Raw genomic sequence first — 25,785 nt, 5'->3', positions numbered from 1 at the left:
GCCGTACGTTGACAACAACGCCTAAAGCAAAGAGGATGGTTTTTTTCAACCACAGGATGTTCCCGATGAAAAAAACCATCGCTTTAGCCTTGGCCTTATTGTTCAGCCCGCTGGCAAGCGCCAGCCAGAGTTTTGGCCCGGCCTTTGATTTTGCCAAATCAGGCAGTGTGACGGTCGCACAAGTACTGGCTAAACCCGCAGGTTATCTGCAGCAACCCTTTACAGTTCAAGGCAAAATTGACGCGGTCTGCCAGAAAAAAGGCTGCTGGATGCAGTTTGCCACTGCTGCCGACCAACCGACTTTCCGGCTGAAAGTTAAAGACGGCGACATGGTGTTCCCGGTCAGTGCCAAAGGCAAAAACGCCTACGCGCATGGCTCGCTTAAGGCCAAACCGATGACGCTGGAACAAACTAAAACTTACCTGAAACACCGCGCCGAAGAACAAGGCGAAGCCTTTGATGCCAACGCAGTGCAAACGGCCATCACGCTGTATCAGTTTGAGCCAGTCTCAGTATTGATTGAATAAGGCGGGTCTGTGACTACTTATATTCTGCTGCTACGCGGCATCAACGTTGGCAAAGCCAACCGCTTACCGATGGCCACGTTAAAAGCGGTGCTGGAGCAACTCGGCGCGCAGCAGGTACGGACGCTGCTCAATTCCGGCAATGCGGTATTCAGCCTACCAACCAGTCCTGCTTGCAACCTGCTTGGCGACCAAATCGCGGCTGCCCTGTTGGCAGAAACCGGACTGGACCTGCATTGTATTGTCAAAACCGCCGCCGATCTGCAGGCCGCTACGGCAGCGGTCAATGCTGAAGTGATGACCGGCAGCAACGAGCCAGACCCGAGCCGGTTTTTGCTCGGTTTTTGTCGTGACCCACAAATCCTGGCGCAATTCGCCAGCGTTGCAGCTGCTTTGCCTGCGACCAATTCAAAGCTACAGATTGGCAACGATGCGCTTTATCTTTATTGCACAGATGGGATTAACCAATGCCCGATCGCAAACCTGCTGGTCAGCAAAAAATGGCGGCTGATCACGGGCCGTAATCTGGCGACTGTGCAGAAAATCCTTGCGATGTTGTAGCAGGAAATTGGCAGTAAAGAGCGAAAAACGGAGATTTGATACGTTGTTGGGGTAGGCCTTTTGCCTACCCGAATTCCCCGGAATGCGGGCAGGGGCAATCGTGTGACGGTCAGGCGGCCCATACGGATTGTCAATTGACCGTTTCTGCCACAAAACCTCACTGCGGCCGGCGCCATAACCAGACCGCACTGACCGTCAACGGTAACCACAGCGGTGCACTGTTGAGCAAAATCAGACCGCAACTCAGTACCATTATCAGTGTCGCTAACCATTTTGTACGTCTGACAATGACACCATGCTGACACCATTGCCGCACTATTGGTGCCGGACCCAGGGTGTTAGTCAGAGCCGGGGCGAGTACTCTGCGCTTTTTGCGGAAACAACTATTCAGCTAAAAGATACTTTCTAAAATAAATTTAGCTTAAAATAGTTATCTTTGAATTGTTGTAGTGATTACACCTGCACTGATAAGCATCCCGCCGCTTACTTTATTAAACATATTCTGAAAATTAACAGCGCTAACTTTACTACGCAAAAAACCAGAACATAGTGCATAAAAAGAAACGCTAGTAGCTGAAGCCCCTAAGAACGAAACGGCTAAAACAAACATCTGAGGCAATATAGGTTCATCGTTATTTATAAACATTGGAAAAAATGCCATAAAGAACATAATGCCTTTCGGATTTAATGCAGTCACCAATAGCGCATTGAGGTATACGGAGCCATTCTTAATATCATTTTGCTTTGGCTCGATATGAAGTTCGATTTTGGTTCTAAAAGCTTTGATTCCCAAAAATATCAAATACAACGCACCAACCCACTTTAAGATTAAGAATAGAGTTGCTGACGTGGCTAGTACGGCACCCATACCGATAAAGGAAAAACTCATCGCAATGATATCGCCAGATAGCGTGCCCGCCACCAAAGGCAAAACAGACTTTCTCCCATGTTCCAATGCCTGCCCCATGACTAAAAACGCGGTCGGGCCTGGCGAAAAGCACAGAACCAACGCTGCAGCGATAAAGGAAATCCAAACTTCTATACTCATTGACCCCTCCATGAGGCTAAATTCTTAGCATGTGAACATGGGCGTTGTGCGATTGCACAGCGCTATCATAAATAAATCTTAATTCAAATGTTCTTTCATTCTCAGACTTAGTCAGGAATCAGATAAACTCAAAAATGATTGCGCTGGCATACAAAACAAAGGCCAGTAAAAAGCCGCGAAAAGGGATACTAAACCAATAACACTTAGCTAAAAATACGTAGCCGGTCAGCGTTATCAGACCCAGCGCCAGCAGAAAACCCGACTGAAGCAGCAATTCACTTTGCATCAGAGCCAGATACCCATAAAGAGCGCCAAAGAGCAATGCGCCTACACTATGACTGGCGTTAAATCCAAGCCACGCCGCCCACATATTGGTTTCCCGTGTCAGTATCAACGGCGCTTGATCAAGCCGTGTTTTCAGTTCCGCATCGCGGGGATGTAGCTTGCTGCCTACAAAGGTATAAAAAAGATGAATAGCTCCCAACATCAGGACAAGGCATGCACTGCTAGCGATGAGAACTGCTGAAATTTCAGTCATAGTGACTCCAAATACCATTCGGATGGTGAAATGCTAGCGGCTGATTTTTGTTCATGATTCATCCTGATTTAGCAGCCAAGCTGAAACGTTCACTATGTTGAGGAAGCCGACGCAACAATTAAACCGCCAGTCACTACCCCACAAACCAATTATTCAGCCGTAAATTTCAATTCAATGAATAGTTTTCTACCATCTCTTTTCAAAATCAATCTGATTTAGTCATTACTGATTCAATAACCGAAATTGCATTGTCTATTCCATCCTCACAATTAAGTTGCTCAGCAATCTCAAGTGCTTTCATTTTTATTCGATGATCATGAAGCAACTCATTGATTGCTATGGATAGCTTTAGGACATTGAGCTTGTTTTGCGGAATAGGCGCAACCCCAGCACCAAGCTGAAATACAATCTCCCCCCAAAGAGGTTGATCAGCGAATATCGGGCAGATCAGCGTTGGTCGGCCAGCTTTTAAACCTGCGGCGGTTGTGCCTGCTCCGCCGTGATGGACCACTGCACTGACTCTTGGAAACAGCCAGTCATGCGGCGCATATGAAATTTGGCACATGTAATTTGGCAAACTTTCAGGAGATAGACCGCCCCATCCAGTAGCCAATATTGCTCTGCATCCACAGCGCTTTACAGCCTCTACAATGATGGCAGTAATTCGTTTTGACCGGACTGAGGCCATACTACCGAAGCCGAAATAAACCGGTGCCGGACCTTGCGTTAGAAACTCGACCAGATTGGCTGGAGGTATCCAACCTGATGCTTGCTGTAGAAACCAGAAACCACAAGTGTGTACATTTTCTGGATAGTCCTCGGGTGGTGGGATCAAAGCTTTGCTGTAGCCGTTTATGACCGGAATATTGTTGCCAGCGATATCATGGCAAATATCAATCCCACTAAAAGCAGGTGATAAATCATGACTGATACGCCATTTTTTTATCTGGCTCCCAGCAATCAACTGACTAATACCCCTCACTATTTTATAGGTATAAAGGTTATACCCTTTATAACTGCCCAATCGTGGAAACCCTAAGCTGGGTCGGGTTGCAGTCGGAACATGCTGAGGAAATAAAGGGGCTGCAATCGCCTTGCATCCGATTTTTTCGGCGAAATGCCGCGCCTGATAGCTTTTTGGACTAAAAACAATAACATCCGGTTCGTTGGTCTTTACTGCCATCCAAGAGTCATTGATGATATTGGTCTGAATGGCGCCAATCCTTCCAATCATTGAGCACATTGCTTTGAGAAAACCGACAGCCCCATTTAGCCCCTCAATCATTCTTCTGCCAGATTCGGATTCAATGAGTTGGGTAATGTCATCGCTTATGTATGCGTAACGCATTGCGTATTTGACTACAAAATTTTCGAATCTTGAGTTCGTACAAATGACAACGTCATGACCTTTTTCCGCCAATCCTTTCCCAAGCGCAATGTAAGGAAGAACGTCACCTGTCGACCCAAAAGTGAGTATCAAAATTTTCACTGAGAACCACCATCACGATTAATTTTCGCCAGCCGATGAGCCAATGTAGCGAAATTCTTATGTGATAAAGACGATGCAACTGATAGCTAAGGTTCATTTCGTAAAACATTATCTAGATTAAAGGATGCACTACGGTTGCAGCGAGCGCTGAGTTTCAGTCAATTTGATGGTTACTTAAAGTGGTTTTGGCTATCTGATGGCAAAGTTGCTGATCAGCAAAAAATGGCGGCTGATCACGGCCCGTAATCTGGCGACAGTGCAGAAAATCCTTGCGATGTTGTAGCGGTAAAGAGCGATTTGCAGACATTCCGTTCAGGCTGTTTGATGCTGCGACAGGTGTCAAAGGTGCAATTCGCTTTGCTCATTGCACCCTACGATCGGGCCGCTGGCTGGTAGGGTGGGTAGAGCGCAGCGAAACCCACCGGTTGTCGCACAACGGTTGTCGCCAAAGACCGCAACTGGCACAAAACATCATTCCAGCCTTTGCCAAAAGCAGCACCACTACAAAAAATATCAAAGCCGCTTGGTTGATTCCCGCACCACCAGCGTCGGCGCAACTTTGGCGGCGACATGACCGGCGCCGTGGCGGTTGTCTTCAATATCCATAATGATTTTGGTGGCGGCGAGCTGGGCCATTTGCCGCACCGGACGACGGATGGTGGTTAAGGCCGGAATGATCCGGCTGGCGAGTAAGTTGTCATCGAAACCGGCGACTGATAACTGCTCCGGCACTTTGATACCAAGCTCGTGCGCGGCTTTTAATACACCGGCGGCCATTTGGTCATTGTTGGCGAAAATGGCGGTTGGTTTGTCGGTGCCGCTCAGCAATTGCTGTGCACATTCGATACCGGTTTCAAAACTGTTATTGCCTTCGACAATCCAGTCCGGCCGCAGCTTGATGCCATAGGCCGACAGCCCAAGCTGAAAGCCTTCCATCCGTTCGGTGGACGATTTATAGCGCTGCGGCCCGCTGATAAAGGCGATATCCTGGTGCCCGAGCTGAGCGAAATAACGCGCCATTTCGGCAGCTGCTGCGCGGTCGTCCGACACCACCGAATGATAGGTCTCGTCTAACAGCACTGACGTTAAGCGCACATAAGGCCGCTCGGCTTCTTTTAACGCCGCAGCCAGATGATCCAGCTCCGACACTGGCGGCAGTAAAATTACGCCATCGAGTTTCGAGCGGTTAATAAACGCAAAACAGTCCTGCACCAGCGTTTCGCTGCGATAGCGGCACGGGTGCACCACCAGTTCGTAACCCAGCTGGCTACAGACTTCCAACACGCCGCGCTGCACATCATCGAGGTATAACGCATCCGGGTTATCGTAAATCAGCCCGAGCAGGTAAGAGCGGCTCGACGCCAGGCCACGCGCCTGCGGACTCGGCGAATAATTCAGCTCAGCAATCACTTTCTCCACTTTGACCCGCGTCGATTCACCGACTGCCAGCGAGCCATTGATCACCCGCGAGACCGTGCGTTTGGACACACCGGCTAAGCGGGCCACATCGTTAATAGTGGATGATTTGAGCATGTAAATGATAGTTCTCCCCGAGCGGTATAATGGGTACAGCGCTGCACACAGCCAAAAGCCGGCAGCGCCATTCTAATGAACAAGCTGGTGAAGCGCTACACCAACCAGCTTTGTTCCTGTTTCATCCAATAGCCCTGTTACAAACCCACCACAGACGGCAGCCATTCGCTGATCGCCGGCACATAAGTCACCAGCATCAGCACGACAAACATCGCGGCATACATCGGCAACAGCGGTTTGATCATCTGTTCCAGCTTCACTTTGGCCACGGCACAGGCGACAAACAGCACACTACCGACCGGCGGCGATACCAAACCAATCGACAGGTTCAGGATCATCATGATGCCAAAATGCAGCGGTGACACGCCAAGCTCCATCGCCACCGGCAAGAAGATTGGCGTGAAGATCAGCACCGCTGGCGTCATATCCATAAAAGCGCCAACCACCAACAGAATCAGGTTAATGATCAGCAGGATGATGATCGGGTTTTCGCTCAGCGCCAACAAACCAGCACTGATACTTTGCGGAATATTTTCATACGACAAAATCCACGACATCGCCGCCGAAGTCGCAATCAGTGCCAGCACAATGGCCGTCGTTTCGGTCGATTTCAGCAGAATTTTGCCCAAATCAGCCCAGGCCACTTCTTTATACACCAGCACCGCCAGCACAAAGGAATAGACCACAGCGATAGCACCGGCTTCGGTCGCAGTAAAAGCGCCTTTAATGATGCCGCCAATCACCACGATGATCATCAGCAGGCTGGGGACCGCTGCGGCAATTTTACTGAAGACCAGCTTCAGTGGTAAACGCGCGCCCACCGGATAGCCTTTGATCCGGGCATAGCCGGCACAGACAATCATCAGCGCCACACCCAGTAAAATGCCCGGTAAATAACCGGCAACAAACAGCGCAGCAATCGACACGCCACCGCTGGCGATGGCATAAACAATCATGATGTTTGATGGCGGGATCAGCATGCCGGTCGTGGCGGCAGCAGCGGTCACAGCTGCGCTATATGAATCGTCATAACCCTGCTTTTTCATTTCCGGCAGCATAAAACTACCGATGGCAGAAGTCGCCGCTACGGCTGAGCCGGAAATGGCGCCGAACAACATACAGGACAACACGTTCACTAAGGCGAGGCCACCCGGCAGCGCACCGACTAACGCCATTGCACATTCAATCAGCCGTTTGGCAATACCGCCCCGCCCCATTAACAGGCCCGATAACACAAAAAACGGAATGGCCAGCAGCGCAAAGCTATTCAGACCACCGGCCATGCGCTGCGCCAATGTGGTCAGCGCCGGTAGTAAATCCATGCTGAGCAACATAGTGCCGAGCGTGGCCAAACCAATACAAAACGAAATCGGCACATTTAAAAACAGCAGGATAAAAAAGATGCCGAGTAGCACCAATGCAGACATTTCCATTATTCGCAGCCTCCGGTTGGCAACAAGGTGTCGCCCCGCCATAAACAAATCAGCTGGCAGAGGCCGTAAAATGCAATCAAAAACCCGGCCAGCGGGATCGCCAGATAAATCCAGGCCACGCGAATGCCCAGTGCTGCCGACATCTGGTTCAGCTCAAAGGTCAGCTGTACCAGCGCGCCACCGCCACCGACCATCACCGCCAGCGCAAACAGCACCACCAGCGCGGTCAGCAAAAATGCCACCCGGCGCTGCCACTGCGGGCTAAATTTTGACGTGACAATATCGAGGCCCAAATGCTGGCCGGTACGATAGGCCAGCGCCGCGCCAAGCATGCCGATCCACAGCAACAAGGTGCGGGAGATCTCTTCGGTCATCGAGCTCGGTTCGCCGAGAATAAAGCGCGACACCACCTGCCAGCACACCACACCAACAATGGCCGCCATCAGGCCAATCAGCAGGCGTTTTAAGACTTCATCCAGCCAAAATACGGTTTTATTCATGTGACGGCTCCTGTGTTGCCGGAACAGCGCCAGCAGGTGCGGTCACTGGTGGTACTGTTACAGGTGTTTCTGTCACCGGAGGTAAGGCGGCAATTTTCGCCATCAAAGCGCCGACTGGCGTATCTTTTAACGCCTGATGCAGCGGTTGCACGGCATCAATAAAGGGCTGTTTATCCGGATAAATCACTTCCACGCCAGCGGCTTTGACTTTAGCCAGCGCGTCGCGGGTTTGCGCCTGCCAGGCCTCGCGTTGCCAGGCGACAGAATCGGCAAAGGCTTGCTCTAACCAACCTTGTTGTTCGCTGGTTAACGTGTTCCAGATATGCTGGCTCATCAAAATCACATCCGGCACTGCGGTGTGTTCATCCAGCACATAGTATTTAGATAATTCGTAATGGCGCGACAGGTAGAAGCTCGGTGGGTTGTTTTCCGCCCCATCGACCACGCCTTGTTGCAGCGCCGTATAAAGCTCACCCCAATCGACCGGTGTCGCAGCGCCGCCCAGCGTTTGCACCATTTGCACAGCAGTCTGGCTGTTCGGCACGCGAAACTTCAGCCCGGCCAAATCTGCCGGCGTAGAGATTTTATTGTTGGTGGTATAAAAACTGCGGCTGCCGGCATCGTAATAACCCAGGCCTTTTAACCGCACCGGCGCCAGTTCAGCCAGCAGCTGTTGGCCAATCTCACCTTCCAGCACCTGCCACAACTGCGCTTCATCGCGAAACACGTAAGGCACACTGAACAGCTGCATATTGGGCGCAAAACCTTCCAGCGGTGCCGCCGACACTTTCGTCAGTGCCAGCGCGCCAATCTGGAGTAACTCAATCAGTTCACGCTCAGAACCCAGCTGGCCACCGCTGTAAATGCGGATTTTCATCGTGCCGTGTGAATAGTGATCAAGCCGCTCGGCCAGTTTAACCATCGCTTTGTGCACGACGTGCTCCTGGTCCAGCGTATGGGCCATCCGTAAGGTCAGCACTTGTTCTTCCGGTTTGCTGCAGCTGCTGAGCAGGACACTGAATATCAAACTCAGCGCCAGCACACCGCTGCGGCGGATATAGCTGTACATGTTGTCTCCCCTGTCGCGAAAAGGCGCTGGCTATATTTTTTTATCGTGCCGGCGCCGGCTTTACATAGATAAACCCAGGATCAGCGCAGCGCGCTGGCCGGAAACTTATCCATATCGTTGTAATCGTGGTTTTCGCCAGCCATGCCCCAGATGAAGGTGTAACTGCCGGTGCCGCAACCGCTGTGGATCGACCATGGCGGTGACACCACCGCCTGATCGTTGCCGACAAAAATATGCCGGGTTTGCTGTGGCTCGCCCATAAAATGGCAAACCTGCTGGCCTTCACTGAGGCCAAAATAAAAATAAGCTTCCATCCGCCGGTCATGCTGATGCGCCGGCATCGTGTTCCAGACACTGCCCGGATGCAGCACGGTCAGGCCCATTTGCAGCTGACAAGTGTCGACCACACCTTTAATCATCAGCTGGTAAATGTCGCGCTTATTACTGGTTTCCAGCGCGCCCATATTCAGCACATTACAGTCGGCCATCGTGATATGCCGGGTTGGATACTGGTGATGCGCCGGCGTGGAGTTCAGATAAAATTTGGCCGGATTGGCAGCATCCGTTGACACAAACCGCACGTCGCGCGCGCCTTTGCCAACATACAGCGCTTCGCGGAAATTCAGCGCATAAGGCGTGCCGTCCACTTCGACCACACCGGCACCGCCGATATTAATCACGCCAAGCTCACGGCGCTCGAGGAAATACTCCGCCTTGAGCGCATCAACGGTTTCAAGCACCACAGCACCTTTGACTGGCACGGCACTACCGACAATCAGCCGCTCATAGTGGGTGTAGTTCAGCACCAGCACATCGGGCTGCATCAGGTTGTCGACCAGAAAATGCTGGCGTAGTTTGTCGGTGTCGTAATGCTTCACGTCATCCGGGTGGGTGGCGTAGCGGTTGGTAAAAACGATGCTCATAAAAACTCCGGAAAATTGGTAAAAAAAATTCAGGTTTAGCGCGCCAGCCAGCCGCCATCGACTGCCAGCACATGGCCGTGGACATAGTCGCTGGCACTGGAAGCGAGGAAAATCGCGGCACCGGCCAGGTCTGAAGGTTCACCCCAACGCCCTGCCGGCAAACGGCTAAGAATTTGTTGATTACGGTCACTATTGGCCTGCAGTGCCGCCGTGTTGTCGGTTTTAAAATAGCCTGGAGCAATCGCATTCACATTGACGCCAAACCCCGCCCATTCATTGGCCAGCGCCCGCGTCAGCCCAACCACCGCATGTTTACTGGCGGTATAAGCCGGTACGGTAATGCCGCCGCTGTACGACAGCATCGAGGCGATATTAATAATTTTGCCGCTTCTGCGTTCAATCATCGCCGCACCTAAACGTTGGCTCAGCAGGAACGTGGCATCGAGGTTAACGGCTAAGTTTTGTTGCCAGTCGCTAAAGGCAAAATCCACTGCCGGGGTACGACTGATGGTGCCGCCGCAGTTGACCAGAATGTCGAGATGCCCGGCGTAATCGAGTGCTTTTTCTGCCAACTGGATCACTGCGTTGCTATCGGCTAAATCGGATGAAAATGCTTGCGCCAGTCCACCTTGTTGGCGGATAGCGGCGACCGTCGCGTCACTGCCACCCGGCGCTGAACTGGCACACAACACTTCGGCCCCGGCTTCAGCCAGTGCCATGGCGATCGCCTGACCTAAGCCGCGACTGGCACCGGTCACTAAAGCCTTTTTGCCGGTCAGGCCAAACAGTTGTTGCAGTTGCATGCGTCTCTCCTTGGGCCGGCCCTGTTGTTGTATGGGCAGCCGTGCTGTTGTCACTTCAGGTTACACTTTTATATCCATATGAAAATAAACAATTTTCATGGAAGTGTTCTGCCAAATTTACCTGTTCACTGTCCCTAAGCTGCATTTTTTTTGCAGTTTTTTTGTACGGGGTTTGACAGTGATTATGGCTTGGTGTTAGCTTTTTGCCATCGGTGGCAGAAAAACGCAAGCGAATTTTGCCACCGATAGACAAAAACAAAAAACGAATCAACAGGGCTTGCCTTGGGGGTGTTGAAGTCAACAGCTCCTAAAGACGGGCCAGATAAAAAAGCGTCAACGGCTAAAGTCGTATGGCACCATAAGAACAAACCCGACGAGGAAGACATCATGGCAGCTCTCAAACAGGCATGGCGCCTGCAACCGCTGACTCTGGCAATGGCCATCGCACTGACCGGCAGCTACAGTGCCGCTGCACTGGCCGCCCAAGACGCCGCACAGCAAGCCGCACAAGGCACGCCACAAACAGCCGCAGAAAAAGCCAAAGCCGCTGAAGACATCGAAGTCATTGAAGTGACCGGCAGCTTTCGCGACAGTCTGTCCAATGCACTGAACGTTAAACGTCAGTCTGACAGCGCCATCGACGCCATCATGGCGGAAGACATTGCCGATTTCCCGGATTTAAACCTGGCAGAATCGCTACAACGTATCCCGGGGGTTGCCATCAGCCGTGCCGCCGGTGAAGGCCGCCAAATCACAGTAAGGGGTTTAGGCCCTGACTTTACCCGTGTCCGCATCAACGGCATGGAAGCAATTTCAACGTCGGGCGGTACCGACCAAATCGGTGGCGCCAACCGCGGTCGCGGTTTTGACTTCAACACTTTTTCGTCTGATTTATTCAGCTCGCTGACGGTACGTAAAACCGCCAGTGCCGACGTTGAAGAAGGCTCATTGGGCTCGACCGTCGACCTGCGTGCCGCGCGGCCTTTTGACTATGACGGCTTTACCTTCTCCGCCTCTGGCCAGCTCGGCTACAACGACTTATCAGAGAAAAATGACCCGAAAGCCTCGTTCCTGATCAGCGACCATTTCGCCGACGGCAAATTCGGTGCGTTAATCTCCGGCTCTTTTTCCGAGCGCAGCTTAAAAGACCAGGGTGCCAGTACCGTACGTTGGGCCAATGTCAACGACTTCGGCCGTTACAAAGGCTCAACCACAGCGCCTGAACTGAATACCATCAACAACGCGTTCCGGCCACGGTTGCCGCGTTACGATTCTTACACCCATGAAATGGAACGGGTTGGTGCCAGCGCGGCCTTCCAATACCGGCCGAATGACGACACCAAAATCGATTTGGATATGCTGTACGCCAGCACTGATGCCACGCGCAATGAAATTTTCCTGCAAGGCATCTTAAACGCCGGCGCGAACCGCCCGACCACAGCTACAGCTGCGAGCGGTAATACCGGCAACATGAATGTGCTGGAGTATTTTATCGACGACACCAACACCATGACCTACGGCAAGTTCGAAAATGCCACAGTCCGCGCGGAAAACCGCTTTGACGAACTCGGCACCGACTTCCACCAGGTCAACCTGAATTTTGCCCACCACATCAACGACAATTGGAAAATTGATGCGATGGTTGGCACTGCAGTATCGAAATTCGATAACCCGGTACAAACCACGCTGGTGATGGAAAAAACCGGTGCAGCCTTCAGTTACGACTACCGCGACGGTGCGCGCCAAAGCCCGATCCTGAGCTTCGGCGACAGCATTTTCCAACCAACCGGCTGGACCTCGAACTCAGTGCGGCTGCGCCCGCTCGGTGCCGAAAACCAGTTCGACAGTGCTGAATTGAACCTGACCTGGACCGTCAACGACGTCTGGACCCTCAAAGGTGGTCTGCACCAGAAAGACTTCAGCTTCGAGAGCTTTGAAGCGCGCCGCCAGACAGAAAACGGTGCAGGGATTGTCTATACACCAGACCTGATCAAAACCTATAACTCTGGCCTGGGCCCGAATCCAAACTGGCTGGTGCCGGATTTTGCCGCCATCGATGCTAAATACGGTATCTACAGCAACAGCGGTGTCTTCACGGTCAGCAGAGATTTCCGCCGCGACGATAACTATTCGGCCGAAGAAAACACCAAAGGCATCTGGCTGATGGCGAACTTCAATACCTACTTAAATGAAGCGCCGTTCTGGGGTAACGCCGGCGTACGCCGTGTCGAAACCGAACAAAGCTCCACCGCCTGGGCGACAGTGGGTGTCACGCCAACCCAGGTCACAGTCGAGCACAAATATGACGAGCTATTGCCGTCACTGAACCTGAACTATGAGCCTTGGGAAGACGTGATTGTGCGCTTTGGTTATGCCGAAGTGATGGCACGCGCTGGCCTCGGTGCCATTCGGCCGAACGTGTCGGTATCGGTGTCTGGTAGCGCGCGTAGTGTCGCCGGTGGTAACCCGTACTTAGAACCAACCCGCGCCAAAACTTATGACTTAGGCCTGGAAATGTACTTCAGCGACGAGTCGATGCTCGGCATTGCTTTGTTCCAGAAAGATATCGACAGTCATGTCCAGACACTGCGGGAAACCAAAGCGTTCACTGAAACCGGCTTACCTGTGTCCGCGGCAGTTGCAGCCTGTACTGCAGGCCCTGGTTATGGCGAGGCGACCGGCTGTACTGAAAACGTTGACTGGTCAGTGACCACGCCATTAAACGGTCCTGGCGGCGACTTAAAAGGTTATGAGATCAGCTATCAGCTGCCATTTACCTTCCTGCCGGATTTCTGGAACCGCTTTGGTTTTATCGGCAACTACACCCACGTGTCAGCCCAGATGGACTACATCAACACCACTGGCGTGGTGCAGGCGACGCGTGACCTGACCGGTTTGTCCCGCTCGACTGTGGCTGCCACGCTGTATTACGAGCATGAAAAACTGAATGCCCGTGTCAGTTTAGCCAAACGCGACAAGTACTTAACCACTGCCATCGGCCGTGAAAACAACGACATGGAAGGCACTAATGCCACCACCAACGTCGATGCGTCGATGAGTTATGCCTTCACTGAGCAATGGAAAGTCAGCTTTGAAGCGCTGAACCTGACCAACGAAGTGGACGACCAGTGGGTCGACAGCGCCGGTGACCGCCTGACTTATTACCACGAGACAGGCCGCCAGTATTACCTCGGCGTGCAATACAAATATTGATGCTTGACTGACATGTTGTAAGGGGAGCCGGTCAACGCCGGCTCCGGTTTTATCTCCCGGCAAGGAGCAGATCGGCGAGTTCCAACCGATTTGATTTCCTGGATGTTTGCAGCGGGTGCGCCTTGCCCGCTGCCTTTTTTGGACGGTATCGCCTGTGCTGCAGAATTCTGATTTTCATGTTGTTTGTTCTTTTCGCGCCCCGCTGGCTGTGCTGATTACCGCCGCACTGCTTGGCGCCTGCGCCAAACCTACCCCATCTGCGACGACCGTCACGACCGCGGCGCCAGCCGGCCTGGCTGAATTGACCGTCACCAATCCATCAGCCTTCGCCCGGCCGGATTCAGCAGTGACGGTGGCCTTCGCCGATTTAGGCGTCGTCGGCATTCCGGGGTCGTTATCGGTCTGGGCAGGTGCGCGCGAAGTGCCGAGCCAGCTCATCGACAGCGACGGTAATGGCAGCCTCGACAGCCTGCTGGCGATGGCGGATTTTGCTGCCGGCGAACAGCAACAATGGCAGGTCAAACCCATTCCGGCCCAAGCCAGCGTCAAACGTACCGCTGCGGAAATTTCGCAAAAAACCGGTGGGCAGTGGCAAGGTAAAGTCTATCAAGGCGGCACTTTTGAGAACGTGCAAAGCCTGACGCCGCCACCGCAATATACTGATCATTCTGAATTTATCCGCTACGAAGGCCCGGGCATTGAGTCGGACCGCGTGGCGTATCGCATTTACCTCGACTGGCGCAATGGCTTTGACATTTTTGGCAATATTACCGGCAGCCCGGTGCTGCATCAGGTCGGTTTGGATGGCTATAGCTCGTATCACAATATGCAGCCCTGGGGCCTGGATTTACTCAAAGTCGGCAAGTCTTTAGGTGCCGGTGGTTTTGGTTATTGGGACGGCAGTGCAGCGCAAGGCGTGTCGGTGCTCAAAGGCCACAGCGCGACTATTCACCAGTCCGGCCCGTTGTTTTCATCGCTCAGCATTGATTATCACGACTGGCAAATCGCCGGCCGCACGCTGGATGTACGTGCCCACCTGAGCATGCAGGCGGGCAGCCGTTTGCTGCGCAATCAGCTGGAATTAGCAGCGCCAGCAGGCAACGCCGCGCCTTTGGATAATCTGGCAATTGGTCTGGTGAAACACGCCGGAACCGAGCTGCTGCAAGGCACGCTGGAAGTGTCCGGTCATCAGTACACCTACCTCGCGACTTATGGCAAACAAAGCCTGAACAATGATTTGCTGGGGATGGCGGTGATCTTCAAACGCGGCAAACTGCAAAAGCTGACCGCCGATGCCAACAGCCATGTCGCGGTGATGGAGTTAACCGGCTTAGCGCCTGCCAAAGTTGGTGGCATCAATTCGGCACGCAAACTGGATTATCATCTGCTGGCCGCCTGGCAAGGCGAGAAAAACGGCATCACGAATCAGGCTGATTTTGTCAGCTATTTACAGCAACAGCTGGAAATTCTGGACCGGCCGATCCGCGTCAAAATCAGCAATGCAGCGACAAAAGCGGCCGTCAGTCAGCCACTCACGGCGCAGCAGGCGCTTTACTGGAGCCAGCAACTGGCCGATGCCGGTTTAAAACTGCAGGCCCCGCATTATGTCTGGGGCGGCTGGGATTTTGAGCGCGAGCGCCCCACCACTTTTGAATACACCACCGGCCTGCTGTTGCAGGCCTTTGACGACTTGCATCAGCTCGCACCAAACCCGGCCTATAAAACAGCGATGCTGAATATGGCCGACTCTTTTGTCGCCGCCGATGGCAGTATTCACAGCTATCAGCGCGAAAAATTTAATATCGACAGCATTAACAGCGGCAATGTGCTGCTGCGTGCTTATGAGCAAACCGGTGAAGTCAAATACCAAAAAGCCACTGCCTTGTTACGCGACCAGCTCAAAGATCACCCGAAAACCAGCAATGGCGCCTTCTGGCACAAAAAAATCTACCCGCATCAGGTCTGGCTGGACGGCGTCTACATGGGCATCCCTTTTTTGGCGCATCACAACCAGCTGTTCAACAACGGCCAGGGGTTAGAAGAAGCGGTACATGAATTTGTTGCGGTGCGCGATAAACTGCGTGACCCGGTAACCGGTTTGTATTTCCATGGCTGGGATGAGCAAAAACAACAAGTCTGGGCCAATAAAACCACCGGCCTGTCGCCGGAATTCTGGAGCCGTGGCATCGGCTGGTTAGCGATGGCAGTGGTCGATACGCTCGATTTTATTCCGCGCGAGCGCAGCGATTTACGCGCGCCACTGGAGCAGATGGCCCGTGAACTGGCGGTGGCGTTAAAAGCCCACGTCGACCCGGCCTCACAGGTCTGGTATCAAATTCCAAATAAACCCGGCACGCCTGGCAATTATCTGGAATCAAGCGCCAGCAGTATGTTTGTCTATTTTTATGCCAAAGCACTGAATCAGGGCCTGATCGACAACAGCTACCGCGACTTTACACTGCAGGCGTATCAGGGACTGCTGAACCAGTTTGTGCTGGTCGACGCCAACGGCACTGCGCATCTGACCCAGATGGTGCAAGTCGCCGGCCTCGGTTTTGGCCGCGACGGCAGCTACGACTACTACCAGAATGAGCCGGTGATCCGCAACGATGCCAAAGGCGTCGGTCCATTTATCATGGCCGGGGTGCAGGTTGCGCGTCTGCTGCAATAAGGTTTTGCTTTGGGTTTTAGCCTGGTGCTGCGCGCTGCTGTTTGTCAGTAGTGCTGCCGCGGCAGACGTTACAGCTAAAGCGCCAGTGGCGGCGGACATAGACCAGCCACCGCTGTGGCGTCAGGTTGCCCCGACCGCCACACCCAATAGCTTCCACACCATTCAGGCGGCACTCGATAGTTTGCCGACCACTGGACCAGATGCAAAGCGCTGGGCCGTCATCCGTATTGCGCCTGGGCTTTATCGCGAAAAACTGTTCTTAAAGCGGGATAAAGTGGTGCTGGCCGGCAGTGGCTTAAGCCAGACCGTTATCCAATACCCGATACTTCGGCAGCATTTTCTGGCCAACCGCAACAGCAGCGCCCTGCCCTCTGGCAAAGATTTAGAAAAAGACTGGGGCGCAGCGGTGGTCAATATCGCCGCCAGTGATATTCAGTTGCTGGATTTAGCTGTGCACAACAGCTACGCGCTGGAAAACCCGCAGGATCCGGCCCGGTTTGAACATCAGTTCGCCGTGCGCAGTTTTGCCAAAGCCACTCGCATCATCACCGACCAAAGCCAGTTTGCCAGCAACGGCGCCGATACCATGAGCCTGTGGAACAAACAAAACGGCATGTATTTGCACCGCCAGAGTTTTTTCAGCGGCCGGGTCGACCTGCTGTGCCCGCGTGGCAGCGCGCTGGTGCTCGACAGCGATTTTGTTAACTACAACCAGGCAGCCACGCTGTGGCACGACGGCGAGCTGTCGCCCGAGCAACAGCTGGTGGTGCTAAATTCGCGTTTTCACGGCGTCAGCGGCTTTCAGCTCGGTCGGCGTCATTACGATGGCCAGTTTGTGCTGCGCGGCAACCAATTCAGCAGCGCATTGGCAAACCAGCCAATCTTCCGCCGCACTTACCCCGACGAGCCACAGCGCGACCAGCCGAACCGTTATGGCGACCGTAATTTCTATTTGCAGAATCAAATTCAAAACCAAAGCCCGGCATATCCCTGGCTAGCCGACAATTTCAACGCTGAGCAAGCAACAGCCTACGCCGATGCGCAAAGCGCCAGCATGACGCTGTTCGGTGCCCGCTGGCAGCCACTGGCCGAACTGGCCCGCAGCCGGCAATGGCTCAGCAACAAATAAACAATCACTTGGGTACGGACTTACGAAACGCCGCTGCTTTTAACCCAACAACCGGATGACCCCAATGACCAAATTCGCTACTGTATGTTTTTTCCTGATGGGACTTTTGATGCTGCCTACTCCAACCCAAGCCACCGGCATTCCAACCGGCACCAGCACGTCGATACCGGCGCCGCGCCTGCATCTGGTTGGCGATTCCACTATGGGCGACAAACCTAATCTGAATTATCCCGAACGCGGCTGGGGCCAGCTGCTGCGCGCTTTTATGTTGCCGGAACTGTCGATCATCAATCACGCCGCCAATGGCCGCAGCACGCTGCGTTTTCTCAACGAAGGCCGCTGGCAATTGCTGGTCAGTGATTTAAGCGCAGGCGATTATGTGCTGATCCAGTTTGGCCACAATGACCAGAAACAAGACGACCCGGCGCGTTACGCCGCAGTGGACTCCACCTACCCGCAACTGCTGCGCCGTTTTATCAGCGAAGTGCGCAGCAAAGGCGCGATACCCATGCTGGCCACCTCGATTTGCCGCCGTAGTTTTAACGACAAAGGCGAACTGGAAAACAATCTGGCCGACTACGCCGCAGCTGCCCGCAAAGTCGCCGCCAGTGAAAAAGTTGAGTTGTTTGATTTAAACACGCAAAGCTGCGCCGACTTAACCCGCTTCGGCCCCACCAACAGCCAAGCCTATTTCATCCAGGTCCCCGCCGGGCTGTACCAACAATTCCCGGACGGCAAAATCGACAACACGCATTTATCGGTGCAAGGCGCCAGCTGGATAGCCCAGCTGTTTGTGCGGGATTTAAAAACGCGGCAACACCCGCTGGCTCAATTTGCCTGGCGGGAACTGTTATAAACTATTGATTTATTTATATATTGACTGGGTGTGGCGCCAACAAACCCAACAACGCCACCACTGCGTTCGCCCGTTCGCGCCGTGGCTGCCGCTGCCGGGTTCGCGCAAATCCAGCCCCTGACGTGATTCATTCAATTCCACCATTGAGGCGCTCGCATGCAGATTTTCGGTGGTAGCGACGCTTGACCAAAACGCTATTTCACACATTTCTTGTTTGCATAATCAAAGCTACCGCCAGAATCCAGGCATTGGTCAACCTTAATAAATTCGTAGAGCTGAAAACCTAGAATCACTGCAGCCAGCCAAAAAATAAAGCCGACCGCAAAGGCTAAAAATCCATCAGGATCTACATTTGATTTGAATGGTTTACAGATTAAATAACCGGTTCCTTTACAGAGAAACTCGACTAATACTTCGTTTAATATTCTAAAAAGAAATCGACCAACGACTTCAAGTAAATCGCCCACTACATCTAAAGCCATATGCAGATTACTTCCTTGTTTATATGACGCCGTGTTCATGCACACTGCAGCTTTCATCGCGTTTTTGCAAAAAATGCAGCCGGCGTCAGTCCGCGCCGCAGCGCTAAATGCTGGTGACCACTCAGAAGAGTGGCGAATGCGTCAGATTATCCATGGAAAAACTCTTAAAGTGGTATAGCGGAAAATTCCGGCATTTATCGTAACTGGCGCCGTTAAAAACTGATTTTTAAAGTGTTTCAATTCATTTTCCGGCGCGACGACCGTACAGCGCACAATCCACGGATATCCAAACGAATCTAATCACAACATCTCACACTGTTGGTTGTTCAAGATGCTCTCGCCGCAGCGCAATCTGTGCCAGCAAACCTTTGGCAGGAAACATCAGCAGGATCTCTAAAACTGCGCAACCAGGGCTTGCCCGCAATAGCCGTTGCCGCGACACGTTAACAGGCCGACGAGTAACGGTTGTCCGGGTTCACAGGATAAATACTCGAGGTTAGAGCCCCAAGGCAATAACAAACTCTGCCGCTCTGGGGCTTGTACTTGTAAACGCGAATAAGTTTTACCCAAGAACTGCTCAGTTTGTATGGTCAATACCGCGGCTGGACACTTAGTTGTGAGTGGCTGCACCGCGGCTGCCGCCAACGAATGCTTACCGGGAGTGGCGGGGCTGGGTGCCATAATCGCAGCGTTTAATGATTTGATATGATTGACATATTCCATTGTGAACGACTTCGTCACCGGCGTTGGCGCTTGTGACTTTTTCAACTTCAGCTGAGACTGATAGTGCCCGCGATCATCTTTTTCGAACTCCACTTGAATTGCAGCGACCCGTTGACTGGCCGCTGCGACTTTGTGCAGTGCAATGCCGTCAGCCTGATAGGCAAAATAGTTGCTGTCATGAGCCGGCCGTACCCCTATTGCATAATTTGTTGCGGTAGATTTTTCCCTGCCAACCACTACGCCGGATGGTACTTGCACTATGCTGTCGCGTTGCAAACGCACAGCACTGGATAAATTTAAATAGATGTATTCGCGCCACCATTCCGACTCGTATAAAACGTCAGTGAGCTGCGCTAAAAAACGGATCGCGGCCGAATCCGGTTTTGCCTCAGGCTGACTTTCCTGAACCAAGGCTATGGCTTGCATCAAATGGCCAGCCGTTGCGAGTTCCAATGCTGTAAAGACTAACGGAGCGGGTACCCTCTGATATTGCCATTCCTCATTTGCTTGAAACTCACTGACTCTTTTGCTGAATTCGCTTGCACTCAACGCGGGCTGACTTAATGACCCAGTGTCGATTTCATAGTGATCGCCAACTGGTTGCCACACGGATGGCCGTGCATACGACGACGAAAACGAACCGAATTTATAGGCATAACTCCAATCTGCCATGCCTGCCAGCTCTAGAGGGGCGTCGGTATCAAGGTTACGAAATGTCACACCATCACTATGCTTTGCATCGAACACTTGCACTTCGCGAACGGTTGTCCCGAGCTGCAGCAGATAGACTGTCCGACAACAATGCGCACCACCACTCCAGCTCGACAATACGAGATCAGGAATCCCATCTCCGGTTTGGTCAGTAATTTGGTAGTCGTTGTCCTCAGCTGTACCCACGGTTAAATGCATTTCACAACGTTGATACAGCTCTTGTCCATCTTTGAGCACCCGGACACAGGACTCCGGCTCAGTTGCGTTTTCCGGTGCGACGGCACTGCGCGTCTGCAACAACACTTGATATTCACCCGCATGCCATTGCCCATCAGCCGCAGCAACGACGGCAGTAAAAGTGCAGCTAAACGCCAGCAATACCCAACGTAACATCCTGATTATCCTTGTCTGTTTTGCTCAATGTCGGCCGGTATGTTACATAAAGGCAACAACAGCTACCATCAATGATTTCAAGACAAATCCAGTTGCCATTTTTACCGGCCAGCAGCCAAACAGCTACGATCAATTGAGGAAAAACCTTGGACATGCAGCGCTGATAAAATCACAGCCATCGCTAACGGCGTAAGAACCGACTGACCAGCTCCATCGCGCCAACAGAAGCTAGATTTCTCTTTGGCTACGACAGCAAAAGCCGGCACAGTTTGGTCCAAGAAATTGCGTTGTTCCCTATACGTACGGCTGCGCTGCTACATGACCGAACTGATTGAAATCGAACACTTCCGACACCAATCGGCAGCTATAGGAAACACCTTGTTACCGCAGCTTGGTTTATCTGCGCGGTGCCAATCATTATGATAAAAACACATGTGATGTGGCGGCCAAACAGCTGTGGTGAATAGCCACGGCATTTTCTGAATACCACCAACTCAATCAACCAGGCCGGCCAGACCGGCGCAGAGAGCTGCGATGCAACTGTACGGCAAACCTACTTCGATTAACGTGCGCAAAGTGTTGTGGACTTTGGCAGAGCTGGACATCAACGCTGAACTCATCCCCTGTGGTAGCGGCTTTGCCCCCATTGATACGGCGGAATTCCGCCAGCTCAACCCCAATGTCTTAGTGCCGGTGTTGCAGGATGGCGATTTTGTGTTGTGGGAATCCAACAGCATTTGCCGTTATCTGGTGCGAAAAAGCGGTCATCCGACGCTACTTGGCAGCAATCTCCAGCAAATGGCTAAAGTTGAACAATGGATGGACTGGCAGGCCTGCGAACTGAACCCGGCCTGGCGTTATGCCTTTATGGCACTGGTGCGCCAGCACCCGGATTTTAGTGACCCAGCGGCGATCACCCAAAGCGCACAGCAGTGGCAGCAGAAACTACAAATCCTTGATGCTGAACTGGCCAAAACCGGCGCTTATATCTGCGGGAACGATTTCACGCTGGCTGATATTGTGCTGGGGCTCTCGTTGAACCGTTGGTTGCAAACACCGCTGTCCGACCGGCTGGAACTGCCTCATTTAGCGGCCTATCAGCAAAGGCTGGCTCAGCGCCCGGCGGCGCAGCAGTTCTGTTTTAATGGCGTGGCCTGACGCCACGGCCTGCGCCAGTCTTAGCAAGGACTCAACCGGATCCAGCTTTGTGGCGCGATGCCTATCCGCGTGGCTTCGGCATAAAATTCCTGACACTGGGTTTTATCCGGATTAGAGCTGCGCGCCAGGATCCAGCCGTAGGTTAAATCCGGCCCGACAATCAGCGCCATGCTGTAATCCGGCGCCAGTTTGACGATGTTATACGCGCCATAAAAAGGCCCGAAAAACGACACTTTTAACCGGCCCTGATCGACAGGGCCGTTCATTTTGGCCAGGCCTTCCGCTTCTTCCCATTCGTTGTCCTCGGCAGAAAAACCGCGGTTCAGTACTTTCACCGTGCCATCCGGGTTCAGGCTGTAATTGGCGGTGACTTGCGTCAGACCACGTTCAAACGAATGGTCGAGCCGGGCTATTTCGTGCCACTCGCCTAAATATCGGTTCAGTTCAAACGGTTGTACCGGCGTCAGGCCCTCGGGGATGCCGGTACAGCTGGTCAGCAGCAATGTGGTGGCCAATAGGCTAGCTTTTAGTAGGTTACGCATTGTCAATTTATCCATCAGATCAGAGTTATCCCAGCAGTACGCGCCTGCAACGGTTTTGTCTCAGTGCTGGCGCACATTGGATTCGGAAAGTAAATAACAGCCGGCATTTCTCAAACACATATTTAATGGCGCTTATTACTCAGTCCAATACCAGCTGGTGACGTTATAGCGATAGTGCCCGGGCAAAGCGCTGCTGACGGCGTTTACCCAATGCTCAGCGCCCGGCGACGCAGGGTCAAACAACACACAGCGATTAAACAGCGGCGCTATCGCCACCGGACTGTTGCCATCGGCGGCGAACATCAGCTCACCACCGGCGCCGCTCTGCCAGTCTTCATTTAAATACAACAACATACAGACTTCCCGCCCGGGCGAATCATCAGCGTGCAGATTGACAAAATCAGCCGCGCTTAAGCGAAAGTAATTGGTATTCAGCGTTGGCTTCGCCACATGAATATCAGTCAGTTGGACGCGGAAAATACGCGATAACAACGCCAGAAAGGTCTCACTGCGCAAAAACTGCAGAAACGCCAACGCCAGTTGTTCGGCATCATCGCCCTGCGCCGCAGAGCTGCGCTGCCACAGATCGCGCTGCACAAAACGCTCGGCCTGCGGGGTTTGTTGCCACTGCGCGGCATCGACATAAAGCGCCGCATAACTGTGTTGCTGGGTTTGCCAATGCGAACTGCGCTGTAACACCCGGCTCACCGCCTGCAATTTTTGCGGATCAAACAGGTTATCGAGCACCAGATGGCGCGGACAACTGTGTTTTAATTGCTGGCGATAACCGCGCACAGCCTCAGCACTGATTTGCTGTTCATTTAGCCACATCGACGCCAGCCATATCGAAAGCACTCAGCATTAACACAATAAACTTTCCTCAATCTTTTCATAATGATCAGCACTGTTGATCAACGCATGCGCCGTCAACCCGGGCACGCCATACACAGTGCTGCGACAATCAAAGCGCTGTCGGATCGCCTGCAGCAATAAATCAAAATCGCCATCACCCGACAGCAAGACAATTTCATCAACGTTTTCCGCCTGCTGCAACACATCAATCGTGATCCCGACATCCCAGTCGCCTTTGGCACTGCCGTCGGCGCGCTGAATAAACGGCTTTAACTTGACCTGAAAACCGATATGGCGCAGCGCGTCCTGGAACTTGCGTTGCTGGTCATCGGCGCGGTCAATCGCATAGGCGGTGGCCTGTACAATGTCACCCTGATGCAGCAATTGTTGCCAGAAGCGGCGGTAGTTAAACTGCCGGCCATACGCCTGGCGGCAGGTGTAATAGATGTTTTGCACATCAACAAACACAGCGATTTTTTTCATCGGATTTTGCCGTAAAAGGCTGGGATGGGCACTATAGCACCATCGATGACCGAGGTTGCAGCAAAGGGTCTGAATGCGATGTGCATTTGTTGCAATCCCTTACATTTTCTGACTGGCAGTTTGTAGAAAAACGCTCTAAAACTAAGCACTTACCCGCAACTCACGCATGGATTGCCATGTCCGCTATACAAGGATTTTGCCGTGGATCATCAACCGATTAGCTGGCGCCGCATCGCCGCCTTTATGCTCATTGCAACAGTGCTGGCCAATATCTTCCGCTTTGACCTACTGGGCCACAAAGCGATGCTGACTGCGTTACCGGGCTGGCTTGCGGTATTGCTCTCGGTCATTGCCGAAGGCGCCGGTATTTTGCTTGCTGCGCTCATCGCCCGGCACTTTCTCGGCAAGGTGCGCCCGGTCCCGCTGCAGTTATTGGGCAATCTACCTTGGATCCCGCTCACGATGTCAGCTATTGCCCTGCTGCTACTGTCTGTCGTGGGTGTGAACAATAGTTATGGCATGGACCCACATGGGTACGGTCTGGTGGCCGCCGCCGGTACTTTGTTGTACTGCATCATGGAAGAATACGGTTGGCGTGGCTATCTGCAAACTGAGCTGGCACCGCTGGCCAACGGCCTGAAGTATGGTGTGGTTGGTTTTTGCTGGTATCTGTGGCACCTGACCTTTTTAACCAGCGCCAGCCTTGGTGATAACTTATTTTTTCTCGGTATGATGATTTTAGGCAGCTGGGGGATCGGCCAGGTTGCCGAAGCGACCAAGTCTATTCTGACCTGCGCCTGCTTTCACCTGATTATTCAGATCATGATGTTTAATGCATTGATCCGCAATGGGATTAGTTTGCAGGAGAAAATCATTATCCTGTCGATTGCGGCGGTCAGCTATTTCTGGCTGGTCAAAAAATGGGAGCGTCATCAGGCGCTGCTCGCCAAAGCACAACCTGAAAACGAAAGGGCTGCAACGAACTAAAGCCGCACTGTGGCTGGGGCGAGCATTTTGCCAAGCGGAGTCGGTTTAACCAGCAGATGGAAGCTCAGTAAGCAACCGCTGAGCGTCACCAGCACTGCGACCAGATACTTCACCCCTGCCGTCCACGGCAAATCGGTCATGCCAAACTGCACCAGAAACAGCAATGGAATGTGGACCAGGTAGACCCAATAACTGACGCCGGACAAATACCGCAACAGCGGATTACTGCGGTTCAAATAACGTTTGGCATATAACAATGCCGCCAGCGTCCAGCACAATGCGCCACTGGCTTCGCAGAATATCACGACCAGCTTGGTCCAGCCTTGCGGCTGCTGTGCCCGTAAATCCGCCGGCAACAACTGATAAAACACCGCATAGCTGAGCGTCCCCAGCCCAAGCAAAACACGCCGGTCCGCGCTATAACGTGCCAATGCATCGCCATGACGAAACATCACATAACCGCAGGCAAAAAACAGCCCGTAAAACCATAAAGCCCATAGCGCGGGGAAGATCCATTCCGGCGCCGGCACAGGCGCTGGCACCAGAGAGAGCGGCGGCAGCATGCACAGCACAAGCAGCAATAACAATAACCGGGGTGGCAAGGCCAATAAACGGGCCTGCAGCGCGTCGCTCAGCAAGGTGCGGGCGCAATAAGTCAAAATATACAAAGACAGCAGATGATATAAAAACCACAGATGCATAGTACTGAACGGCAGCTCGGCAGGTGACCCGGCGCTTAACATCGGTTTGATCAGCTGCATCAACGCGGACGGCTGCGAGACATAAGCCAAACCGAACTGCAACACACCGTGCATCGCCAGCGTCAATAGCGGTAAAAACAGCAGTAAAGGCAAGGCCACCCGCAGCAGACGGTTTTTCGCAAAGGCCATACCGCCGGCTTTTTGCCACAGTAGCGCGGTAAAAAAGCCAGCTATACAGAAAAACAGCGGCATGCGAAACAAGTGGCTAGCCCAGGCGAAAACATCAAACAGCGCGTGTTGCTGTGGATCGGCGCTAAGCCAAAAGCCCTGCGCCATCGGGCTATACGCCAAGGCCGCATGGAACAACACACCAGCCAGCATGGCAAAAGCGCGCAGATTGTCCAAATAATCAAAGCGGCCGGGACTTTGTTGCATCATCGTCGCTCCATTCGCTGACGCTGTT

23 protein-coding genes are annotated in these 25,785 nt (G+C 52.8%); 8 read left to right on the top strand and 15 right to left on the bottom strand.

Annotation, left to right across the window (positions count from 1 at the left end):
- The first annotated feature begins 65 nt into the window (after positions 1-65).
- Complete coding sequence (locus tag ACFFJP_RS01055; RefSeq protein ID WP_377239522.1) at positions 66-527, top strand: DUF4920 domain-containing protein; 462 nt, start codon at positions 66-68, stop codon at positions 525-527.
- A gap of 9 nt (positions 528-536) precedes the next feature.
- The gene (locus ACFFJP_RS01050) at positions 537-1,085 is read left to right on the top strand and encodes a DUF1697 domain-containing protein (RefSeq protein WP_377239520.1); all 549 of its coding nucleotides are present in this window, start codon (positions 537-539) and stop codon (positions 1,083-1,085) included.
- A 430-nt stretch (positions 1,086-1,515) separates the two neighbouring features.
- On the opposite strand, the gene ACFFJP_RS01045 is transcribed toward ACFFJP_RS01050, so the two are convergent.
- The 9 genes from ACFFJP_RS01045 to ACFFJP_RS01005 form a co-directional block, all read right to left on the bottom strand.
- Entirely contained in the window at positions 1,516-2,133 is a 618-nt protein-coding gene (locus ACFFJP_RS01045; RefSeq protein WP_377239518.1) for a LysE family translocator, read from the bottom strand.
- Between the two features lie 118 nt (positions 2,134-2,251).
- Positions 2,252-2,671 carry an LIC_13387 family protein gene (locus tag ACFFJP_RS01040; RefSeq protein ID WP_377239516.1) on the bottom strand — a complete coding sequence of 140 codons (420 nt, stop codon included), beginning with the start codon at positions 2,669-2,671 and terminating at the stop codon, positions 2,252-2,254.
- Between the two features lie 205 nt (positions 2,672-2,876).
- Positions 2,877-4,160: a glycosyltransferase gene (locus tag ACFFJP_RS01035; protein ID WP_377239514.1), complete on the bottom strand. Its 1,284-nt coding sequence runs from the start codon at positions 4,158-4,160 to the stop codon at positions 2,877-2,879.
- A gap of 513 nt (positions 4,161-4,673) precedes the next feature.
- On the bottom strand, positions 4,674-5,693 hold the full coding sequence (locus ACFFJP_RS01030; RefSeq protein WP_377239512.1) for a LacI family DNA-binding transcriptional regulator: 1,020 nt from the start codon (positions 5,691-5,693) through the stop codon (positions 4,674-4,676).
- A gap of 137 nt (positions 5,694-5,830) precedes the next feature.
- Entirely contained in the window at positions 5,831-7,126 is a 1,296-nt protein-coding gene (locus ACFFJP_RS01025; RefSeq protein WP_377239509.1) for a TRAP transporter large permease, read from the bottom strand.
- Positions 7,126-7,626 (bottom strand): TRAP transporter small permease, encoded by a 501-nt coding sequence (locus ACFFJP_RS01020; protein WP_377239506.1) that lies wholly within the window; start codon positions 7,624-7,626, stop codon positions 7,126-7,128. Before ACFFJP_RS01020 ends, ACFFJP_RS01025 begins: the two co-directional genes overlap by 1 nt.
- Complete coding sequence (locus tag ACFFJP_RS01015) at positions 7,619-8,695, bottom strand: TRAP transporter substrate-binding protein (protein WP_377239504.1); 1,077 nt, start codon at positions 8,693-8,695, stop codon at positions 7,619-7,621. Before ACFFJP_RS01015 ends, ACFFJP_RS01020 begins: the two co-directional genes overlap by 8 nt.
- Positions 8,696-8,775: 80 nt before the next feature.
- Positions 8,776-9,618, bottom strand: a complete 843-nt coding sequence (gene kduI, locus ACFFJP_RS01010; protein ID WP_377239501.1) for a 5-dehydro-4-deoxy-D-glucuronate isomerase — start codon at positions 9,616-9,618, stop codon at positions 8,776-8,778.
- 35 nt (positions 9,619-9,653) lie between these two features.
- Positions 9,654-10,421: an SDR family oxidoreductase gene (locus tag ACFFJP_RS01005; protein WP_377239499.1), complete on the bottom strand. Its 768-nt coding sequence runs from the start codon at positions 10,419-10,421 to the stop codon at positions 9,654-9,656.
- A gap of 387 nt (positions 10,422-10,808) precedes the next feature.
- Here ACFFJP_RS01005 and ACFFJP_RS01000 point away from each other — a divergent pair, with 387 nt between their 5' ends.
- The 4 genes from ACFFJP_RS01000 (at position 10,809) to ACFFJP_RS00985 (ending at position 18,290) form a co-directional block, all read left to right on the top strand.
- Positions 10,809-13,634, top strand: a complete 2,826-nt coding sequence (locus tag ACFFJP_RS01000; RefSeq protein WP_377239497.1) for a TonB-dependent receptor — start codon at positions 10,809-10,811, stop codon at positions 13,632-13,634.
- A 154-nt stretch (positions 13,635-13,788) separates the two neighbouring features.
- Positions 13,789-16,305 (top strand): DUF4861 family protein, encoded by a 2,517-nt coding sequence (locus tag ACFFJP_RS00995; RefSeq protein WP_377239495.1) that lies wholly within the window; start codon positions 13,789-13,791, stop codon positions 16,303-16,305.
- Positions 16,306-16,309: 4 nt separating this feature from the next.
- Positions 16,310-17,434: a pectinesterase gene (locus tag ACFFJP_RS00990; RefSeq protein ID WP_377239493.1), complete on the top strand. Its 1,125-nt coding sequence runs from the start codon at positions 16,310-16,312 to the stop codon at positions 17,432-17,434.
- A gap of 64 nt (positions 17,435-17,498) precedes the next feature.
- The gene (locus ACFFJP_RS00985) at positions 17,499-18,290 is read left to right on the top strand and encodes a rhamnogalacturonan acetylesterase (protein WP_377239491.1); all 792 of its coding nucleotides are present in this window, start codon (positions 17,499-17,501) and stop codon (positions 18,288-18,290) included.
- 194 nt (positions 18,291-18,484) lie between these two features.
- Here ACFFJP_RS00985 and ACFFJP_RS00980 read toward each other — a convergent pair whose 3' ends face one another.
- Together ACFFJP_RS00980 and ACFFJP_RS00975 are read right to left on the bottom strand one after the other, a co-directional pair.
- Positions 18,485-18,772 (bottom strand): hypothetical protein, encoded by a 288-nt coding sequence (locus tag ACFFJP_RS00980; RefSeq protein WP_377239488.1) that lies wholly within the window; start codon positions 18,770-18,772, stop codon positions 18,485-18,487.
- Positions 18,773-19,165: 393 nt separating this feature from the next.
- Complete coding sequence (locus tag ACFFJP_RS00975; RefSeq protein ID WP_377239486.1) at positions 19,166-20,599, bottom strand: hypothetical protein; 1,434 nt, start codon at positions 20,597-20,599, stop codon at positions 19,166-19,168.
- Positions 20,600-21,133: 534 nt separating this feature from the next.
- Here ACFFJP_RS00975 and ACFFJP_RS00970 point away from each other — a divergent pair.
- Positions 21,134-21,757 (top strand): glutathione S-transferase family protein, encoded by a 624-nt coding sequence (locus tag ACFFJP_RS00970; RefSeq protein ID WP_377239484.1) that lies wholly within the window; start codon positions 21,134-21,136, stop codon positions 21,755-21,757.
- A 20-nt stretch (positions 21,758-21,777) separates the two neighbouring features.
- On the opposite strand, the gene ACFFJP_RS00965 is transcribed toward ACFFJP_RS00970, so the two are convergent.
- From ACFFJP_RS00965 to ACFFJP_RS00955, 3 genes are all read right to left on the bottom strand, one after another.
- Complete coding sequence (locus tag ACFFJP_RS00965; RefSeq protein ID WP_377239481.1) at positions 21,778-22,299, bottom strand: lipocalin family protein; 522 nt, start codon at positions 22,297-22,299, stop codon at positions 21,778-21,780.
- A gap of 135 nt (positions 22,300-22,434) precedes the next feature.
- On the bottom strand, positions 22,435-23,130 hold the full coding sequence (locus tag ACFFJP_RS00960; protein WP_377239479.1) for a 2OG-Fe(II) oxygenase: 696 nt from the start codon (positions 23,128-23,130) through the stop codon (positions 22,435-22,437).
- 30 nt (positions 23,131-23,160) lie between these two features.
- On the bottom strand, positions 23,161-23,634 hold the full coding sequence (locus ACFFJP_RS00955; protein ID WP_377239477.1) for a LabA-like NYN domain-containing protein: 474 nt from the start codon (positions 23,632-23,634) through the stop codon (positions 23,161-23,163).
- Between the two features lie 201 nt (positions 23,635-23,835).
- Here ACFFJP_RS00955 and ACFFJP_RS00950 point away from each other — a divergent pair, with 201 nt between their 5' ends.
- On the top strand, positions 23,836-24,621 hold the full coding sequence (locus ACFFJP_RS00950) for a CPBP family glutamic-type intramembrane protease (protein WP_377239474.1): 786 nt from the start codon (positions 23,836-23,838) through the stop codon (positions 24,619-24,621).
- On the opposite strand, the gene ACFFJP_RS00945 is transcribed toward ACFFJP_RS00950, so the two are convergent.
- Positions 24,618-25,760 (bottom strand): acyltransferase family protein, encoded by a 1,143-nt coding sequence (locus ACFFJP_RS00945; RefSeq protein WP_377239471.1) that lies wholly within the window; start codon positions 25,758-25,760, stop codon positions 24,618-24,620. The genes ACFFJP_RS00950 and ACFFJP_RS00945 overlap by 4 nt on opposite strands.
- Positions 25,761-25,785: the final 25 nt, after the last annotated feature.

The organism is Rheinheimera tilapiae, assembly GCF_042432165.1.
GTDB lineage: Bacteria > Pseudomonadota > Gammaproteobacteria > Enterobacterales > Alteromonadaceae > Pararheinheimera > Pararheinheimera tilapiae.
This window is presented reverse-complemented; position numbering and strand designations above follow the sequence as displayed.

Excerpts from the sequence above, each read along its gene's own strand:
- ACFFJP_RS00975 (WP_377239486.1), bottom strand. The coding sequence starts at position 20,599 with ATGTTACGTTGGGTATTGCTGGCGTTTAGCTGCACTTTTACTGCCGTC.
- ACFFJP_RS00955 (WP_377239477.1), bottom strand. The coding sequence starts at position 23,634 with ATGAAAAAAATCGCTGTGTTTGTTGATGTGCAAAACATCTATTACACC.
- ACFFJP_RS00945 (WP_377239471.1), bottom strand. The coding sequence starts at position 25,760 with ATGATGCAACAAAGTCCCGGCCGCTTTGATTATTTGGACAATCTGCGC.
- kduI (WP_377239501.1), bottom strand. The coding sequence starts at position 9,618 with ATGAGCATCGTTTTTACCAACCGCTACGCCACCCACCCGGATGACGTG.
- ACFFJP_RS01020 (WP_377239506.1), bottom strand. The coding sequence starts at position 7,626 with ATGAATAAAACCGTATTTTGGCTGGATGAAGTCTTAAAACGCCTGCTG.
- ACFFJP_RS01025 (WP_377239509.1), bottom strand. The coding sequence starts at position 7,126 with ATGGAAATGTCTGCATTGGTGCTACTCGGCATCTTTTTTATCCTGCTG.
- ACFFJP_RS00965 (WP_377239481.1), bottom strand. The coding sequence starts at position 22,299 with ATGCGTAACCTACTAAAAGCTAGCCTATTGGCCACCACATTGCTGCTG.
- ACFFJP_RS01005 (WP_377239499.1), bottom strand. The coding sequence starts at position 10,421 with ATGCAACTGCAACAACTGTTTGGCCTGACCGGCAAAAAGGCTTTAGTG.
- ACFFJP_RS00970 (WP_377239484.1), top strand. The coding sequence starts at position 21,134 with ATGCAACTGTACGGCAAACCTACTTCGATTAACGTGCGCAAAGTGTTG.
- ACFFJP_RS01030 (WP_377239512.1), bottom strand. The coding sequence starts at position 5,693 with ATGCTCAAATCATCCACTATTAACGATGTGGCCCGCTTAGCCGGTGTG.
- ACFFJP_RS01045 (WP_377239518.1), bottom strand. The coding sequence starts at position 2,133 with ATGAGTATAGAAGTTTGGATTTCCTTTATCGCTGCAGCGTTGGTTCTG.
- ACFFJP_RS00985 (WP_377239491.1), top strand. The coding sequence starts at position 17,499 with ATGACCAAATTCGCTACTGTATGTTTTTTCCTGATGGGACTTTTGATG.
- ACFFJP_RS00960 (WP_377239479.1), bottom strand. The coding sequence starts at position 23,130 with ATGTGGCTAAATGAACAGCAAATCAGTGCTGAGGCTGTGCGCGGTTAT.
- ACFFJP_RS00980 (WP_377239488.1), bottom strand. The coding sequence starts at position 18,772 with ATGGCTTTAGATGTAGTGGGCGATTTACTTGAAGTCGTTGGTCGATTT.
- ACFFJP_RS01040 (WP_377239516.1), bottom strand. The coding sequence starts at position 2,671 with ATGACTGAAATTTCAGCAGTTCTCATCGCTAGCAGTGCATGCCTTGTC.
- ACFFJP_RS01000 (WP_377239497.1), top strand. The coding sequence starts at position 10,809 with ATGGCAGCTCTCAAACAGGCATGGCGCCTGCAACCGCTGACTCTGGCA.
- ACFFJP_RS01055 (WP_377239522.1), top strand. The coding sequence starts at position 66 with ATGAAAAAAACCATCGCTTTAGCCTTGGCCTTATTGTTCAGCCCGCTG.
- ACFFJP_RS01015 (WP_377239504.1), bottom strand. The coding sequence starts at position 8,695 with ATGTACAGCTATATCCGCCGCAGCGGTGTGCTGGCGCTGAGTTTGATA.